The 15,738-nt window shown below is 35.8% G+C and carries 16 protein-coding genes; 10 read left to right on the forward strand and 6 right to left on the reverse strand.

All coding sequences use genetic code 11. The annotated features are described in order from the left end of the window. Nucleotides 1-89 precede the first annotated feature (89 nt). The 5 genes from CJF12_RS05725 (at nucleotide 90) to CJF12_RS05745 (ending at nucleotide 5,742) form a co-directional block, all read left to right on the forward strand. Entirely contained in the window at nucleotides 90-1,283 is a 1,194-nt protein-coding gene (locus tag CJF12_RS05725) for a pyridoxal phosphate-dependent aminotransferase (RefSeq protein WP_034682944.1), read from the forward strand. 13 nt (nucleotides 1,284-1,296) lie between these two features. Continuing rightward, a complete protein-coding gene (locus CJF12_RS05730; protein ID WP_034682948.1) occupies nucleotides 1,297-4,236 on the forward strand; it encodes a M16 family metallopeptidase in 2,940 nt (979 codons plus the stop codon). A 146-nt stretch (nucleotides 4,237-4,382) separates the two neighbouring features. Further along, nucleotides 4,383-5,015 carry a peroxiredoxin gene (locus CJF12_RS05735; RefSeq protein WP_034682950.1) on the forward strand — a complete coding sequence of 211 codons (633 nt, stop codon included), beginning with the start codon at nucleotides 4,383-4,385 and terminating at the stop codon, nucleotides 5,013-5,015. 170 nt (nucleotides 5,016-5,185) lie between these two features. Further along, nucleotides 5,186-5,491: a thioredoxin family protein gene (locus CJF12_RS05740; RefSeq protein ID WP_034682951.1), complete on the forward strand. Its 306-nt coding sequence runs from the start codon at nucleotides 5,186-5,188 to the stop codon at nucleotides 5,489-5,491. A gap of 2 nt (nucleotides 5,492-5,493) precedes the next feature. After that, on the forward strand, nucleotides 5,494-5,742 hold the full coding sequence (locus CJF12_RS05745; RefSeq protein WP_034682952.1) for a DUF6952 family protein: 249 nt from the start codon (nucleotides 5,494-5,496) through the stop codon (nucleotides 5,740-5,742). A 120-nt stretch (nucleotides 5,743-5,862) separates the two neighbouring features. On the opposite strand, the gene CJF12_RS05750 is transcribed toward CJF12_RS05745, so the two are convergent. The 3 genes from CJF12_RS05750 to CJF12_RS05760 form a co-directional block, all read right to left on the reverse strand. Next, nucleotides 5,863-6,768, reverse strand: a complete 906-nt coding sequence (locus CJF12_RS05750) for an alpha/beta hydrolase (protein ID WP_228379076.1) — start codon at nucleotides 6,766-6,768, stop codon at nucleotides 5,863-5,865. 81 nt (nucleotides 6,769-6,849) lie between these two features. Further along, the gene (locus tag CJF12_RS05755; protein WP_051887230.1) at nucleotides 6,850-7,710 is read right to left on the reverse strand and encodes a helix-turn-helix domain-containing protein; all 861 of its coding nucleotides are present in this window, start codon (nucleotides 7,708-7,710) and stop codon (nucleotides 6,850-6,852) included. Between the two features lie 117 nt (nucleotides 7,711-7,827). Then, nucleotides 7,828-8,196 (reverse strand): VOC family protein, encoded by a 369-nt coding sequence (locus CJF12_RS05760; protein ID WP_034682954.1) that lies wholly within the window; start codon nucleotides 8,194-8,196, stop codon nucleotides 7,828-7,830. Nucleotides 8,197-8,694: 498 nt separating this feature from the next. On the opposite strand from CJF12_RS05760, the gene CJF12_RS05765 reads away from it, so the two are divergent. Together CJF12_RS05765 and CJF12_RS05770 are read left to right on the forward strand one after the other, a co-directional pair. Then, nucleotides 8,695-9,690: a M43 family zinc metalloprotease gene (locus tag CJF12_RS05765; protein WP_034682955.1), complete on the forward strand. Its 996-nt coding sequence runs from the start codon at nucleotides 8,695-8,697 to the stop codon at nucleotides 9,688-9,690. Between the two features lie 71 nt (nucleotides 9,691-9,761). Next, a complete protein-coding gene (locus tag CJF12_RS05770) occupies nucleotides 9,762-10,760 on the forward strand; it encodes a zinc metalloprotease (RefSeq protein ID WP_034682956.1) in 999 nt (332 codons plus the stop codon). A gap of 68 nt (nucleotides 10,761-10,828) precedes the next feature. On the opposite strand, the gene CJF12_RS05775 is transcribed toward CJF12_RS05770, so the two are convergent. Genes CJF12_RS05775 through CJF12_RS05785 form a run of 3 tightly spaced genes read right to left on the reverse strand, consistent with a single transcriptional unit; the run spans nucleotide 10,829 to nucleotide 13,062 of the window. Further along, on the reverse strand, nucleotides 10,829-11,515 hold the full coding sequence (locus CJF12_RS05775) for a Bax inhibitor-1/YccA family protein (protein ID WP_034682958.1): 687 nt from the start codon (nucleotides 11,513-11,515) through the stop codon (nucleotides 10,829-10,831). A gap of 31 nt (nucleotides 11,516-11,546) precedes the next feature. Next, a complete protein-coding gene (locus tag CJF12_RS05780) occupies nucleotides 11,547-12,002 on the reverse strand; it encodes a hypothetical protein (RefSeq protein WP_034682962.1) in 456 nt (151 codons plus the stop codon). A 25-nt stretch (nucleotides 12,003-12,027) separates the two neighbouring features. Further along, nucleotides 12,028-13,062 carry an acyl-CoA reductase gene (locus tag CJF12_RS05785; RefSeq protein ID WP_034682965.1) on the reverse strand — a complete coding sequence of 345 codons (1,035 nt, stop codon included), beginning with the start codon at nucleotides 13,060-13,062 and terminating at the stop codon, nucleotides 12,028-12,030. A gap of 59 nt (nucleotides 13,063-13,121) precedes the next feature. Between CJF12_RS05785 and CJF12_RS05790 the strand changes: the two genes are divergently transcribed. The 3 genes from CJF12_RS05790 to CJF12_RS05800 all read left to right on the forward strand — a co-directional run bounded on the left by CJF12_RS05790 (nucleotide 13,122) and on the right by CJF12_RS05800 (nucleotide 15,737). Then, nucleotides 13,122-13,472, forward strand: coding sequence for a 4Fe-4S binding protein (locus CJF12_RS05790; RefSeq protein ID WP_034682968.1), 351 nt, complete (start codon nucleotides 13,122-13,124; stop codon nucleotides 13,470-13,472). Between the two features lie 120 nt (nucleotides 13,473-13,592). Next, complete coding sequence (gene serC, locus CJF12_RS05795; protein WP_034682971.1) at nucleotides 13,593-14,657, forward strand: 3-phosphoserine/phosphohydroxythreonine transaminase; 1,065 nt, start codon at nucleotides 13,593-13,595, stop codon at nucleotides 14,655-14,657. Nucleotides 14,658-14,771: 114 nt separating this feature from the next. Further along, complete coding sequence (locus CJF12_RS05800) at nucleotides 14,772-15,737, forward strand: D-2-hydroxyacid dehydrogenase (protein ID WP_034682973.1); 966 nt, start codon at nucleotides 14,772-14,774, stop codon at nucleotides 15,735-15,737. Nucleotide 15,738 lies beyond the last annotated feature (1 nt).

The following is a 15,738-nucleotide window of genomic DNA, read 5'->3' on the forward strand; positions in this document are numbered from 1 at the left end:
AATCTCTCTTTTTTAAAGTTATTTTTATCTCAGATTATATTTATATTAAGTATTTATTATATATTTTTGTTACAATACAAAAATATTACATGAACAAACTTTCAGATAGAGTAAAAAGACTTGGTTACTCGCAGACTTTCGTAATGTCTAATAAGGCCAGAGAAATGAAAGCCAATGGAATAGATGTTATCAGCTTAACTCTTGGTGAACCGGATTTCGACGTTCCCGAAAATATAAAACAGGCAGCTTTCGATGCCATTAATCAAAATTACAGTCATTACTCTCCTGTTCCCGGGTTCCTGGAACTGCGTGAAGCCATAGCTTATAAACTGAAGAGAGATAACAGTCTGGAATATAAACCGACGCAAATCTGCGTTTCTAATGGAGCTAAACAAGCCATTATCAATGTTTTAGCTGCTATTATTAATGATGGAGACGAAGTGATCCTGCCTACTCCATACTGGGTAAGTTATGATGAAATGGTAAAAATGATGGGTGGAAATTCTGTGATGGTACCCACTTCTTACGAAACTGATTTCAAAATTACGGCTGAACAACTAGAAGAAGCTATTAGCGATAAAACCAAAGCCGTTTTATTCAGCTCACCTTGTAATCCATCTGGCGGATATTATACCTACGACGAGTTAAAATCTTTAGCGAAAGTTATTGCTAAATATCCTCAGATTACGGTTATTTCAGATGAAATTTACGAGTTTATCAATTATGAAACTCAAACCGCTTCCATAGCTCAGTTTCCGGAAATCTATGAACAAACCGCAGTAATCAACGGAATGTCTAAAGCCTTTGCAATGACCGGTTGGAGAATCGGATATTCCGCATGTCCGGAGTGGCTGGCAAAAGCTTGTGAAAAAGTTCAGGGGCAAATGACAAGCGGGGCTAATACTGTAGCGCAAAGAGCTTCCATTATAGCACTAAAAACAGATCCGTCTGAATACCAATACATGATTGATGCTTTCAAAAAAAGAAGAGATCTTGTTTATGATCTGATTAAAGAAATTCCTGGATTCAAAGTCGTATTACCCAAAGCTGCTTTCTATTTTTTCCCGGATATTTCTTATTACATAGGCAAAACATTAAATGGAACAGAAATTAAAGATGCAGACGACTTTGCAATGTTTATTTTAGAGAATGCTCATGTAGGATGTGTAGGTGGTGTTTCATTCGGCAGCCCTGAGTGCATCAGATTTTCTTACGCTGCATCGGAAGAAGAACTGAGAGAAGCCATGAGAAGAATCAAAGAATTACTAGAACAATCTAAATAACAATACCATAAAAATGAATTTTTTAAAGAGAATCACAATTGCTACAAGCATTGCAGCAGCAAGTTTTTGCGGCTATGCTCAAGCACAGGACTTCCAATGGAAAGAAGCTACTTCTAATGGATATACCTACAGATACGTAACGAACGACCCTACTGCTGCAAGGTATTATAAATTAAAAAACGGCTTAACAGTCATTTTAAGTCCTACCACTAAAGATCCGAGAATCCAGACTTATATCGCTACTAAAGCGGGAAGTAAAACAGATCCAGCAGACCATACAGGTCTTGCCCATTATCTGGAGCATATGCTTTTTAAAGGAACAGATAAGTTTGGTTCTAAAGACTGGGCAAAAGAAAAGCCGCTTCTGGATCAGATTGATGCTCTTTACGAAAAATACAATCAAACCAAAGACGAAACCAAAAGAAAGGAAATCTATAAAGAAATCGACAAGGTTTCCGGAGAAGCGGCCAAATATGCCATCGCCAACGAATATGACAAAATGATGTCAGGAATGGGTGCTGATGGAACAAATGCATTCACCTCTTTTGAGCAGACTTTTTATACTGAAGATATTCCTTCCAATGTTACCGATAAATTTCTGGCGGTTCAGGCTGAAAGATTCAGACAACCTATTTTAAGACTTTTCCATACTGAGCTGGAAGCTGTATACGAAGAGAAAAACAGAGGATTGGATAATGATTCAAGAAAAGTATATGAAGCCATGTTTGCGGCTATCTTCCCTAATAACAATTATGGAAAACAAACCACAATCGGAACGGTAGAGCATTTAAAAAATCCTTCTTTAAAAGCAATCAGAGAATATTTCAACAATTATTATGTTCCCAATAATATGGGAATCATTATGTCTGGAGATTTCAACCCTGATGAGATGATTGCTAAAATCGATAAGGATTTCTCTTATATGCAGCCTAAAGCCATACCGGCTTATAATGTAGGACAGGAAAAACCTATCACCGCTCCTATAACAAGAGAAGTTTTTGGTCCGAATCCTGAAAACATTACCATAGGGTTCAGATTTCCGGGTGCCACTACAAAAGATGCCCGATTACTGAATCTGATTGGAAGCATGTTAACCAATGGTCAGGCAGGACTTATCGATCTGGATCTGGTAAAAAAACAAAAATTACTGGCCGCTTATGCGTTTCCATATGTCTTAAAAGATTATTCCGTACTTTTCCTACAGGGAAATCCTACGGAAGGTCAATCTTTAGACCAGGTTAAAACCTTATTGCTTCAGGAAATTGACAAACTGAGAAAAGGAGAATTTTCAGACGATCTGATCCAGTCTATCGTGAACAATGAAAGAAAAAATATTATTCAGAACAATGAAAAGTATTCTTCCAGAGCGAGCACGTTAATGGATGAATTCACTTCTGAAATTGATCATAAAGCTTCATTGGAATATGTGGATGAAATATCCAAGCTTACCAAAAAAGATATTATGGACTTTGCTTCAAAATATCTTCAGGATAATAACTATGTTGCAATCTACAAAAGAAAAGGAGAAGATAAAAATATTGTAAAAGTTGATAAGCCAACTATTACTCCGGTTTCTGTAAACCGGGACGACCAATCCCCTTTCCTGAAAAAAATCGACAAAATGCCTGAGAATGCGATTTCTCCAATTTGGCTAAATTTCGATAAAGATATTGCTAAAGGTAAATTAAATGGTGTAGATGTTCTATCTGTAAAAAATACAGATAATGAGCTTTTCAGACTTTATTATTATTTTGATTCAGGAAAATGGAACAACAAAATGCTTCCGTTAGCCGCAGAATACCTTGAGTACCTTGGAACTAAAGATAAATCTTCCGAAGCCATCAGTAAAGAATTTTACAAGTTAGCATCAAGCTTTAGCGTTAGTGCCGGTAATGAAGAAACCTATGTAACACTAGAAGGTTTAAATGAAAACTTCGATAAGACAGCTGCATTATTTGAAGATCTCATTAAAAACTGCCAGGCAGATCAGACAGCTCTGGACTCTTATAAAACAAGATTGAAAAAAGCGAGAGCTAATGCTAAGCAAAATAAAGGAGCGATTATGGCAGGCCTAAGAAGCTATGCACAATATGGACCTCAAAACCCTTTCAATAATGTTTTAAGCGATGCAGAACTGGATGCTTTAAAGGCTGAAGATCTTATTAAGGTACTTCACGACCTATTTACATACAAGCATAAAGTATTGTACTATGGTCCGAAAACAGGAATTGACCTTACCGCTTCGTTAACTCCGGTTCACAAGCTTCCGGCCACTTTAAAAGAGATGCCGAAATCTAAAACATTTGCGCAGATTCCTACTGATAAGAATAAAGTATTGTTTGCACACTACGATATGGTTCAGGCTGAAGTTTTCTGGGTAAGAAACGGAGAGCAGTATAACTCAGCCATCACCCCTACAGTAAGCTTGTTCAATAATTATTTTGGTGGCGGAATGGGATCTATCGTATTCCAGACCATCCGTGAATCTAAAGCTTTAGCCTACTCCACGTATTCTTATTTTTCTCTTCCAAGCAAAAAAGAAGATAAGGATATCATTACAGCATATGTAGGAACTCAGGCAGATAAATTCAATGAGTCCACTACTGCAATGAATGAACTTCTCACTACGCTTCCGCAGTCTCAGCAATTATTTGAAACAGCGAAAAGCGGATTGAAAAAATCTATCGCATCGGAAAGGATTACTCAGGATGGAATTATCTTTACTTACTTGAGAGCTCAAAAGCTTGGTAATTCAACCGATATCAGGAAGAATGTGTACGAGCAGGCTCCTAAATTAGCCTTTACAGACATTAACAACTTCCACAACAAGGAAATGAAAGGTAAAAATTTCACCTATTGTCTGGTGGCATCGCAAGATAAAGTAAACGAAGCCGATATGCAAAAATTAGGCGAGGTTAAGAAGCTCAATTTAAACGAAATATTTGGTTATTAACATAATGAAAAAGCTCTGAAATCAGAGCTTTTTTCTTTCTATCAAATTAAAAACAATTATAGATTTTATTTATCAATATACATTTGTTCGATAGACAAACATTCATATATTTGCATCAGAAAATTTAAATATAAAAACAGAAAATTATGTCTTTAGTAGGAAAAAAATTCCCGAATCTAACAATCGATGCGATGTCTGAAATGGGTGATGATTTAAGAATCAACATTTTTGAGCAAACAACTAAAAACCAAGAGAAAGTGATTTTATTCTGGTATCCAAAAGATTTTACTTTTGTTTGCCCTACAGAGCTTCACGCTTTCCAGGATGCTTTAGGTGAATTCGAAAAAAGAAACACTAAAGTAATCGGAGCTTCATGTGATACTAACGAAGTACACTTTGCATGGTTAAACACTGCAAAAGATAATGGAGGTATTGAAGGTGTAACATACCCACTTTTAGCTGATACTCACAGACAATTAGCAAATATTTTAGGAATTGTAGATCAGGATTTCGATTATGATGATGAAGGAAACGAAAGCTTTACAGGTTCTAATGTAACATACAGAGCAACATACCTTATCGACGAAACAGGAAAAATCTTCCACGAGTCTGTAAATGATATGCCTTTAGGAAGAAATGTAAAAGAGTATTTAAGATTAATTGACGCTTATACTCACGTTCAGAAGCATGGAGAAGTTTGTCCTGCAAACTGGGAAGAAGGAAAAGAAGCGATGAAAGCTGACAGAAATTCTACCGCTGAATATTTAGCTAAGAACTAATAACACAATGTGTTAATTTGAAAATGAGATAATTCGATAATGAATCTCAAGATTCTTTACAATTATCTCGTTTTCATCTATATTATCTCTCAAGCAAAGAAATCATTTCCTTACTAAGTCTCTTTGCTCATTAACACATTCTCAAATTTCCAAATTATAAAATTACCATTATGTATACAGAATTAACTGAAGATACGTTACAAAATATCGTCAATGACAATGAAAAAGTAGTCGTTCAATATGGTGCTACCTGGTGTGGAAACTGCCGAATCATGAAGCCTAAATTCAAAAAATTAGCTTCTGAGAATGAAGGAATTCCATTCTTATATGTAGATGCAGAAAAATTACCAGAGAGCAGAAAGCTGGCTAAAGTAGACAACCTTCCAACCTTTGCCATTTTCAAAAACGGAGCATTGGTTAACCAGGTTCAATCTAACCAGGCTGAGAGCTTAATTAACCTATTTAACGAATTATAATCATGAAGTTACCCGTAATCAGACAGTTTTATCAAAACCAAACTCCTGAAAATCTTGAAAAAACATTGGAGGTTTTAGAAAGCTTCACCGAATTCAGAGGAACAACTGAAGAAGATTTAAACGTAGCAGGAGAATTAATTACCAATATCTGCGGAGCTTTAGAAGTTCACGCCAATGTTCAAAACGGAATGAGCGAAAAAGATGCTTTAAACTCTTTTGCCCAAAAGGTTTTAGGATCTATTGATAAATAGTTTTTAATCATTCAAAGATTAAAAGATTTAAGCATTGACATATTAAAAATCAAATTCTTAAATAAAAAAATCCCGATGTAGCACATCAGGATTTTTTTAGTTTATTGGCTACAAAGTCGCTTACTTCGTATATTTCCCAAGCCATTCAAGCATCATGGCAGGGTTTTCTGAAAAATAGTTATATCCATCAAAACGGCGGGTAGTCCCCTCAATCCAGAAAAGCTCTTTTTCTTCTGATGATAGGTTATTAAAAATAGTCTGCACATCGGAAGGTCTTGTAAGTGTATCATGATGCACCTGAACCATCAAAGTAGGAACAGTGACAGCTTTAGCATGCTCAATGGGCGATAACTCATCCATATGAAATCCGGTTCTCTTTTGAATTTCAAAATCAAAAAGATCCGTTCCTTCTTTCAAATCAATTTTAGCCTCTTCACAAGCTCTTTCTATGAAAGGTCTTGCAGAAACAGGTTGTAATGCCAAAAGACTCTTAATATCTTTAAAATACTCCGGATGTTTATTCATCGCTACCAAAGTAGAATTACAACCAAGACAGACACTGATTAAGCTCTTGATCATATTCTTTGTGCCAGCCCTTGAGTTTATATAATTTAAAGAACCTATAACATCTCTGTATTCTAATAAACCAATCCCTACCATTCTTCCATTCCCATCATCACTGTTTCCATGATTTCTCAGATCATACGCCAGCACATTATAGCCGGCATCATGTAAGGCTTTATATTGAGGAATAAAATTCACTTCAAAACCTCCAAAATTTTTCCACGGCTCCAAATGCCCCGGATAGCCATATCGATTGCCCGGCATAAAGTGATTACAGATAACAAGCTTATCCGAATCTGCCGGAATAAACCAACCTTCCAGAGAAACACCGTCCATTGAAGGGAAAAATACATCTTCATACTCAAGCCCATATTCATCTGGCCTTCTAAACACTGGGGTTCTGTAGGATTTTGCAAAAAAATCAGCCAACCCTCTAATTACTTCTTCTGATTGTTTGTCCATAATATAATTGTTTATGTTCTAACAAAATTATCCTATTCCATTTTTAGAAAAATATCCGAAAAGGAAAAAAAAGTATCCAATTCAAATATTATTTTGTTTGAATTTAAAAGGACTTTGATTTGTATGTGATTTAAAGAATTTTGAAAAATTATTTGAATATTCAAACCCTAATGAAAAAGCGACTTCAGAAATATTCATATCCGTATTCTTGATCATTATTTTAGCCTCGGATATTAATTTTTCATGGATATGCTCAGTGGTTGTCTTTCCTGTAAGTTCTTTCACTGCATAGTTCAGATAGTTTACATGTACAGATAGTAATGTAGCAAAATCTGATGGTTTTCTAAATAACAATGGGTGATCTACCGTGACAGGAAACTGATTCCCTAAATGCTCAATAAAGATACTGACCACTTTCTCGCTGGAAGCTTTTGTCGTTTGGGTAGTAGTATCTGATTGAAGCTTTTGAGCTTCATGCATTATAATATCCACATAACTTCGTAAAACATTATAATCCGTTGATTCTTTATTATCAGATTCATATAGCATTCTTTCAAACAGATCCAGTATAAAAGGAATTTGATTATCATTTAAAAAGAATACAGGTTCTGCTCCCAGTCTGAATAACGGTGAGTTTTGAAGACGTTTGTTCCCTCCCAAAAATTCATTGGTAAATCTGCAGAAATACCCAGTCTGCTCTTTGGAGACCATCTCCCACTGATATGGCACAATTGGATTGGTAAATAGTAATGCCGTTTTATCAATATGAATCCATTCATCTCCATAGTAAAGATAACTTTCAGGGTGAACAATACATATCTTATAAAAAAAACGGATGTCACAAGGCACCGGATCCTCAAGATAACTTTTAAGATCAAAGACCTGAAACTGGTTTGCCTGCAATGGATTATTTAATCCATTGCTTTCATCAGAGTAAATCATAAGGATATATTAACGAACTGTTGTTACTTCTAAAGTAGGAATTTATAAGTAACTAAGCAATATTCATTTAAATCAAAAGTAAATAACGGACTCCCTCCTACTTTGACAAAATAGTCATCAATCCTTCTGCTTAACAATAAAAACCGTCCCGGCCGGATCAGTAATCCAATGCATATTATCGGGAATTTTTTCAAATTCATCACAAGTCTCCACCTCGTTATTTTTAAGATAAGATACTGCAGATTCCACATTAGGAACATTTAATTCCAGCCAGGTCTCAGAATGAGTGTAATTATCTACACAATCAAGCCACATGGTATTTCCTCCAAACTTCACCTCATGAGTTCGTGAAACTGTTGGATTATCAATAGGTTTTTCTTCAACCTCCAGTTTTAGAATATCTTTATAAAAAGATACGGTCTGCTCATACTTGTGTTTAGGAATCTTTATTGCAATATTAATTCCTCCTTCAAATTTTGTTTCCATGGTTCAATTTTTTTGTTACATAATATCTAAGAGTCCGTTTACATTCTATTGAATAGAATGTAAACAGCAGATAATTTAATCATATTTTCGGATATCTTGATCTTATATTAGAAAAAATAAATAATTTAAAACTCTGATTTTAAACCTATTATTTAATATCAGATTCAATTGATCCTACCATTGTGTCGCAAAAGAAGAAGAAAATATCATTATTCAACTAAAAATAGAACCCATTATCAAGCTCTTACTTTAGATTAAAATCTCCTTCAATCTAAAACAATCTTTAATTTGGCTGGTTTTTTCGCTTACGCGATTAATTATTTTTCACCATAAAGGCAAATAAAAAAATAATTTAAACTCATTAAATGAATATTATATATTTTTTTGATTTTAATTATTTTTTAATATATTTAATATTGATTTATTGTTTTTGTAGTGAATTTAATTTAATTAATGAAAAATTATTATTAATTTCACAAAATCAAACAACAAATCATTATGAAAAGAACATTATTCGCTTTGTTGGCTGTATTTACTATTACAGCCTGCAACAACAATGACAACCTTACCGCCTCTCAAGACCAGGGGGTAAACAAGTCTGAAAACAACGCAAATGCACGTAGTAAGCTGTGCGCTTCCGAGGAGATTCGAAAGGAAGCTTTAAAAAACAATCCAACCCTTCGGGCCAGGTACAACGAAATAGAGCAACAGGCTGCGAGATACATCAATAACCTTAAACAAGGAAAAGTACTCCCCGATGGTTCTCTGGAAATTCCTGTAGTCGTTAACTTAATCTACGCTACTTCAGCAGATAATTTATCAGACTCCCAGATTCAGGATCAGATAGACGTCCTCAACGAGGATTTATCGGCTACTAACTCAGACGTTTCAAAAATTCCAGCCGAATTCAAGCCTGTTGCTGCAGGAGATACGAAGGTGAGATTCCGATTAAGTAAAATCAACAGAAGATTCAACCCCCAACTCAATTGGGATCCTTTCACCAATTCTATGAAACGATCATCTACAGGAGGAATTGACGCCACAGATCCTACCAAAAATCTTAACTTTTGGATTGTCAACAGGATGAGTGCCCTGATCTTCAATGTTCAGGGGTTTGCCACCTTCCCTGAATCAGCAGGACAATGGGATGATGGAATCGTAGTCATTGCCGGGCGTGTTGGAAAAACACAGGACAGAGGCTTTGGAAGAGTAACAACTCATGAAGTAGGGCATTATCTCAACCTTAGACACATCTGGGGAGACGCCAATTGTGGTGATGACTTCTGTGATGATACCCCTACCCAACCTTCTTCTAATAGTGGAAAACCCAATTATCCACTTTATGGTACCTGTGGTGGCGTACAACGTTCTTTGATGTTTATGAATTACATGGATTATGTAGATGGCGACGCTATGTACATGTTCTCCAGCGATCAAAATCAAAGAATACAAGCTACTGTTTCATCTAACGGCCCGAGAGCGAGCTTAAGATAAAAAAATGAGTCTTTCATCTTCTGAAAGACTCATTAATTTCAAACACCTTTTTTACTAAAACATCTATAATTATGAAAAAAATATTGATTCTTTTATCCGCAGTATTAAGCTTTACTGCCTGTACTAATAATGAGAACCTAAGCAATAGCAATAATGACTCTCCCGATCTTCGTTCCTCCAATACCAATGCTACCGGTAGACACTGTCCTTCAGAAGATATTCGAAAGGAAGCCTTAAAAAATAATCAGGTTCTCAGAGCTCGTTTCGTTGAAAACGAGCGTCAAGCTGAAGAATTCTCTCAGGCTATAAAACTTGGAAAAGTATTACCCGACGGATCTGTAGAAGTCCCTGTAGTGTTCAATATTATATACTCTTTAAATACAGACGCTGAAAATCTTTCCGAAAGTCGTTTACAAGAACAAATAGACGTGCTCAACCAAGACTATTCAGCTACCAATCCGGATGTCTCTAAAATTCCTGCAGAATTCAAAACAGTAGCTGCAAACGACACGAAAGTTCGCTTCAAATTAGCCAAAATAGTTCGTAAATTTTCTCCTATTCTGGTATGGGCACCAACAGGAGATTTAATGAAACGATCAATTACTGGTGGAATTGATGCCACAGACCCGTCTAAAAATCTTAACTTCTGGGCAGTAAGAAATATGGGATCAGTCCTGGGATATGCAACTTTTCCAGAATCAGCAGGACAATGGAACGACGGTATTGTTGTTACTTCAAAATACATAGGAAAAGCAGGAGCTACGGATCCTTTCAATTTAGGGAGGACCGCTACCCATGAAGTAGGACATTATCTCAACCTTAGACACATCTGGGGAGACGCCAATTGTGGTGATGACTTCTGTGATGATACCCCTACCCAGCCTTCCTCTAATAGTGGAAAACCTAATTATCCACTTTATGGCACATGCGGTGGCGTACAACGCTCTTTGATGTTTATGAACTATATGGACTATGTGGATGATGCTGCCATGTTCATGTTCTCTAATCATCAAAAAGAAAGAATGCAGGCTGTTGTTGCTCCTAACGGCCCCAGAGTCGGTTTAAGATAATAATTCATTGAATAAAAAAGAGGCTGCCCAAAAGGGCAGCCTCTTTTTATATCTTTATTTAGCCTTTATTAGCTTCTTCTGCTCATCAAGATGCTCAGGATATACCAGAACAAAAGCATAATTGAAGCAAAAAGTTGAAGAGCAGCTCCTACATACTGATCTGTAGCATAAGAATCTTTAAGCTTACTCGTTTGGTACAAAATTGTTGCTGAAGCTAAAATAACCATTCCAACAGAAAACCAAAGCCCCAGATTAAATCCGAAGATCATTCCTGCTACGATCAATCCGATGGCAATAAAACCTCCGATTACAATAATATTTCTTAAAAATGAAAAATCCCTTTTGGAAGTAAATGCAACCGCTGAAATACCTGCAAACATTGCCACCGTTAACATAGCTGCCTGAAAAATAACTTTAGGTCCTGAATAAGCCATGGCGATATAAATAAGCGGCAGGAAAATAACAGCCTCAAGTACTACATAAAACCCAAGCCCTAAGTATTGTGTTGATTTACTTTGTGATAAAGACCATTTTGAAGCCAATATGGAAGCCATCCAGAATACCCCGATAATCAGCAACCAAATATACCTTTGTGCAAACATCATAGAAATCAATTCAGCAGGTACTGTTTTCAATAAAATAGTTTCAACACCGATAAAAGCAAGGATTGATAAGGCAACATGTATATACGTCTTCTTATAAAACTCTGCTTTTTCTACATCCGTGGACTGGGCCACGATAATATCTTTAATCATAGTTTATATTTTTTATCTAAATATATTAAAATTATTCGTCTTTCTGGGAAGGTTTAATCCCAATAATTTTTCCGTTCTCCTCAAACAGAACTGTAATGATATTTTTAGGAAGTGAAGCTTTATCATCAGAATAACGGTACTGAATCATCGGATACTTCTCTCCGTCTATCAGGGTCTGACTTCCTGTTTGAAACACTTCCATCTTATGATCAAGCCGAATACTGTCTGACAGTTTTTTAAGAACGCGATCAGTCACTACTACTTTCACTTTATCGGAAAGCAATGCATCGAAAATGTTACGATCTGAAGAAGATTTTAATGCGTTGATAAAAGCAGAAAACCTGTCATTATAAAGTGCTATCTTTTCTTTATTGATCTCTGATAATGATTCTTTTTTCTTTGGAATATCAACCTGTGCGTCCATTACCTTTTGGGAAAAACAGAATTGAGCCATGAGGATCGTTCCTGCTAAAAATATCTTTTTCATATCACGGAATTTGGTGATCCTAAAACTACACTATTTCCAGGAATTTCATTGTATCTACATTATCCGCATAGGTATCTAACCCCGGATTCTGCGCTTCTCCAAAAGGAATAGAATCCAATCCCAACTCATTTTTAGCCACTACACATTGTATATTTTCTTCATTCTCGCTGATGAATTTTTTAACATCATCTAAAGAAGAATATCTGCTAAAATTAATTACTGAAAGCGGACTAAACAATTTATCATCTTCTTTCAGCATAACAAAATTATTATCCCAGAATTTATCCTGATTCAAGAGGTAAACCGCTCTGTTGTAATCATAATTATTGGCATATTTATTATGATTGATGATATCCTTGAACCCGATAAAGCTTTCAAAAAGCTTGTCGATTAAGAAATCTTCAGGAATAAAAATCCTGGTAACATTCCTGCAGCCTAGTCCGAAATACTGAAAAATATCGTGCGCAAGAAGCTCCAGCTCTTGTTCAGTCTCATTGCCTTTCAAAACCGCAACCGAAGTCCTGTTCTTACGGATAATATTCAGATGATTTTTAAAATAATACTCTAAATATCTTGCCGTATTATTACTTCCGGTTGCAATTACAGCATCAAAATTCTCCAGTCTTTCAACAAATTCATATTCAATTGGATCGACTGAAAATTCGTTCCACTTTTTCAGTAAAAACGGCACCATATATTTGTCTTTTGATGACAGCTTGATCACCGGTATATGATTACTTAAAACAACAGAGATCACGTCATGCCATCCCACTAACGGGATATTTCCTGCTAAAATCAGTCCTACTCTTTTGGAAGTTTTTGAAGGCGAATAGTCTTTAAGCCAATTCTTTAAACTTTTCTCCGTCATTAAATCTGCCCATTGTTTTAAAGCAAATTTCTGATTATCAATAGTAAACCAAGGGTTCTCTATTTCAGACTTCTTTAATAATACTTCGAATTCAACATCAGCATCATTAAATTCTTCAGGTTTTTTTGCTAAAAACGCTTGTATATAATCACTTAATTTAATAAGTCCTAAAACTTTATTTTCGATATTCATAATTACTGTAAAATTGGGGAATATTTTGTAATTTTGTGCAAATTTAAAAAAAATTAGCGATGGCTATTAAAATAACTGATGAATGCATCAATTGCGGAGCTTGCGAACCAGAGTGTCCCAATAATGCAATATATGAAGGAGCCGTAGACTGGAAAGCTTCCGAAGGTACTGAATTAAAAGGTACTGTAACATTACCATCAGGATTAACAGTAGATGCAGATGCACCTCAGGAACCTGTGAGTGATGATGTTTATTTTATCGTTACTGATAAATGTACAGAGTGTAAAGGATTTCATGAAGAGCCACAATGTGCTGCGGTTTGTCCTGTAGACTGCTGCGTTCCGGATGAAGATCATGTAGAATCGGAAGAAGCCTTACTAAACAAAAAAGCGTTCTTACACGGTGAATAAAAAACGCCGTCTCATCAATTATGAGACGGTTTTTTTAACGATAATTTTGAAGAATCTATATAAATATTAAAGTGAAACCACAGGTCCGGAAGGCCCTGTAACAACCAAAAAAATAAAAATATGAGCAAAAAGCACAATTTCAGCGCAGGGCCATGTATTTTACCGGAAGAAGTATTTCAAAAATCAGCAGAAGCGATTCTTGATTTTAATGGCATCGGATTATCAATCCTTGAAATTTCTCACCGAAGCAAAGATTTTGTTGCCGTGATGGATGAGGCTCGTGCCATAGTAAAAAGGCTGATGAATCTTGGTGATGATTATGAAGTATTATATTTAGGAGGTGGTGCTAGTTTACAGTTTGCAATGGTTCCGTATAACTTAATGAAAGTAGGCGGTAAAGCGGCTTATCTGGATACAGGAACATGGGCAGCCGGAGCTATTAAAGAAGCTAGGAAAGTAGGAACAGTAGACGTTGTCGGTTCTTCAAAAGACGATAATTATTCGTATATTCCAAAAGATTACACTGTTTCTTCAGAATATGACTATTTCCACTGTACGTCCAACAATACCATTTATGGTACTCAGATGAAGTCATTCCCGGAAGTAGACACCCTGATGGTTTGTGATATGAGCTCTGATATTTTTTCAAGACAGCTTGATTTTTCTAAATTTGATTTAATTTACGCAGGAGCTCAGAAAAATATGGGACCTGCAGGAGTAACACTGGTTGTGATCAAAAAAGATATCCTGGGTAAAACCGGAAGAGAAAATATGCCGTCTTATTTTGATTATGAACAGCACATCAATAAAGAATCCATGTACAATACCCCACCGGTTTTTCCTGTATATGCTTCTTTACTGACACTTCAATACCTTGAAAAGAATGGTGGGATCGCAGCTGCAGAAAAAAGAAATGAAGCCAAAGCGGCCCTACTTTATAATGAAATAGACAGCAATCCCTTATTTGAAACGTTTTGTGTAAAAGAAGATCGCTCATTGATGAATGTTTCTTTCAAATTGCTGGATGACTCTAAAAAAGAAGCATTCGATAGCGCATGGAAAGCAGCCGGAATTAATGGACTGAATGGACATAGAAGTTTAGGAGGTTACAGAGCAAGCTTATACAATGCATTGCCTATTGAAAGTGTTCAGGTTTTAGTTGATGTTATGAAATCAATAAAATAACTTAAATTAGAAGTCTGAAAAAAATATAAGATTAAAAGACTCAAGAAATCAGATATCAGATCAGCAAAATCTAACTTCTCATTTCTTGTATCCAACATCTAAATAGAAGAAAATATGAAAGTCTTAGCTAACGATGGAATTTCCAAAGCTGGAGAATTAGCCTTAAAAGAAGCTGGAATTGAGGTTCTTGACAACAGAGTTGCCCAGGATCATGTGATCAATTTCATTAACGAGAATAATGTTGATGTTCTTCTAGTAAGAAGTGCCACTAAAGTAAAAAAAGACATCATCGATGCATGCCCAGGTCTTCAGATTATTGGAAGAGGCGGTATCGGAATGGATAATATTGACGTCGATTATGCCAAAAGCAAAGGAATACAAGTAATCAATACCCCAACAGCTTCTTCAAAATCCGTAGCTGAACTGGTGTTTGCTCATTTCTTTTCATTAGCACGATTCTTACACGAATCCAACAGGCTGATGCCTTTAGAAGGAGAAACTCACTTCAATGCTATGAAAAAATCTTTCAGTAATGCCTATGAACTTTCAGGAAAAACATTGGGAGTTATCGGCTTTGGAAGCATCGGTCAGGAAGTTGTGAAGATGGGAATTGCATTAGGAATGAAGGTTAAAGTTTTAACCCGAAAATCTAAAACCAAAACACTTTCCTTATCCTTTTTCGACGGCCAGTCAGTGAGTTTTGAAATTAAATCGACCAACGATTCGGATGCTTTCTATAAAGACACTGATTTTATCAGTATCAATACTCCTAAAACGAATGAATACATTATAGATACCGAACAGTTTGAAAAAATGAAAGACGGTGTTTATATTGTTAATACTGCAAGAGGTGGTGTGATTAATGAAGTTTCACTACTCGATTTTATTGAATCCGGCAAGGTAGCAGGAGCGGCATTAGACGTTTTTGAAAATGAACCTACCCCGGAACTGGTTTTACTTATGAATCCATCATTGTCCCTTTCTCCTCATGTGGGAGGTAATACAGTCGATGCTCAGGAAAAAATCGGAGTTGAACTTGCAGAACAAATTATTAAGCTACAAAAAGAAACCATAAAATAAA

This window comes from Chryseobacterium piperi (genome assembly GCF_002285635.2).
In the GTDB taxonomy this organism is placed as follows: Bacteria; Bacteroidota; Bacteroidia; order Flavobacteriales; family Weeksellaceae; genus Chryseobacterium; species Chryseobacterium piperi.

Bases quoted from the DNA above. Each gene is read 5' to 3' on its own strand.
- CJF12_RS05755 (WP_051887230.1), bottom strand. From the start codon at position 7,710: ATGATTTACTCTGATGAAAGCAATGGATTAAATAATCCATTGCAGGCA.
- CJF12_RS05760 (WP_034682954.1), bottom strand. From the start codon at position 8,196: ATGGAAACAAAATTTGAAGGAGGAATTAATATTGCAATAAAGATTCCT.
- CJF12_RS05785 (WP_034682965.1), bottom strand. From the start codon at position 13,062: ATGAATATCGAAAATAAAGTTTTAGGACTTATTAAATTAAGTGATTAT.
- serC (WP_034682971.1), top strand. From the start codon at position 13,593: ATGAGCAAAAAGCACAATTTCAGCGCAGGGCCATGTATTTTACCGGAA.
- CJF12_RS05750 (WP_228379076.1), bottom strand. From the start codon at position 6,768: ATGGACAAACAATCAGAAGAAGTAATTAGAGGGTTGGCTGATTTTTTT.
- CJF12_RS05775 (WP_034682958.1), bottom strand. From the start codon at position 11,515: ATGATTAAAGATATTATCGTGGCCCAGTCCACGGATGTAGAAAAAGCA.
- CJF12_RS05790 (WP_034682968.1), top strand. From the start codon at position 13,122: ATGGCTATTAAAATAACTGATGAATGCATCAATTGCGGAGCTTGCGAA.
- CJF12_RS05725 (WP_034682944.1), top strand. From the start codon at position 90: ATGAACAAACTTTCAGATAGAGTAAAAAGACTTGGTTACTCGCAGACT.
- CJF12_RS05730 (WP_034682948.1), top strand. From the start codon at position 1,297: ATGAATTTTTTAAAGAGAATCACAATTGCTACAAGCATTGCAGCAGCA.
- CJF12_RS05800 (WP_034682973.1), top strand. From the start codon at position 14,772: ATGAAAGTCTTAGCTAACGATGGAATTTCCAAAGCTGGAGAATTAGCC.
- CJF12_RS05765 (WP_034682955.1), top strand. From the start codon at position 8,695: ATGAAAAGAACATTATTCGCTTTGTTGGCTGTATTTACTATTACAGCC.
- CJF12_RS05780 (WP_034682962.1), bottom strand. From the start codon at position 12,002: ATGAAAAAGATATTTTTAGCAGGAACGATCCTCATGGCTCAATTCTGT.
- CJF12_RS05735 (WP_034682950.1), top strand. From the start codon at position 4,383: ATGTCTTTAGTAGGAAAAAAATTCCCGAATCTAACAATCGATGCGATG.
- CJF12_RS05745 (WP_034682952.1), top strand. From the start codon at position 5,494: ATGAAGTTACCCGTAATCAGACAGTTTTATCAAAACCAAACTCCTGAA.
- CJF12_RS05770 (WP_034682956.1), top strand. From the start codon at position 9,762: ATGAAAAAAATATTGATTCTTTTATCCGCAGTATTAAGCTTTACTGCC.
- CJF12_RS05740 (WP_034682951.1), top strand. From the start codon at position 5,186: ATGTATACAGAATTAACTGAAGATACGTTACAAAATATCGTCAATGAC.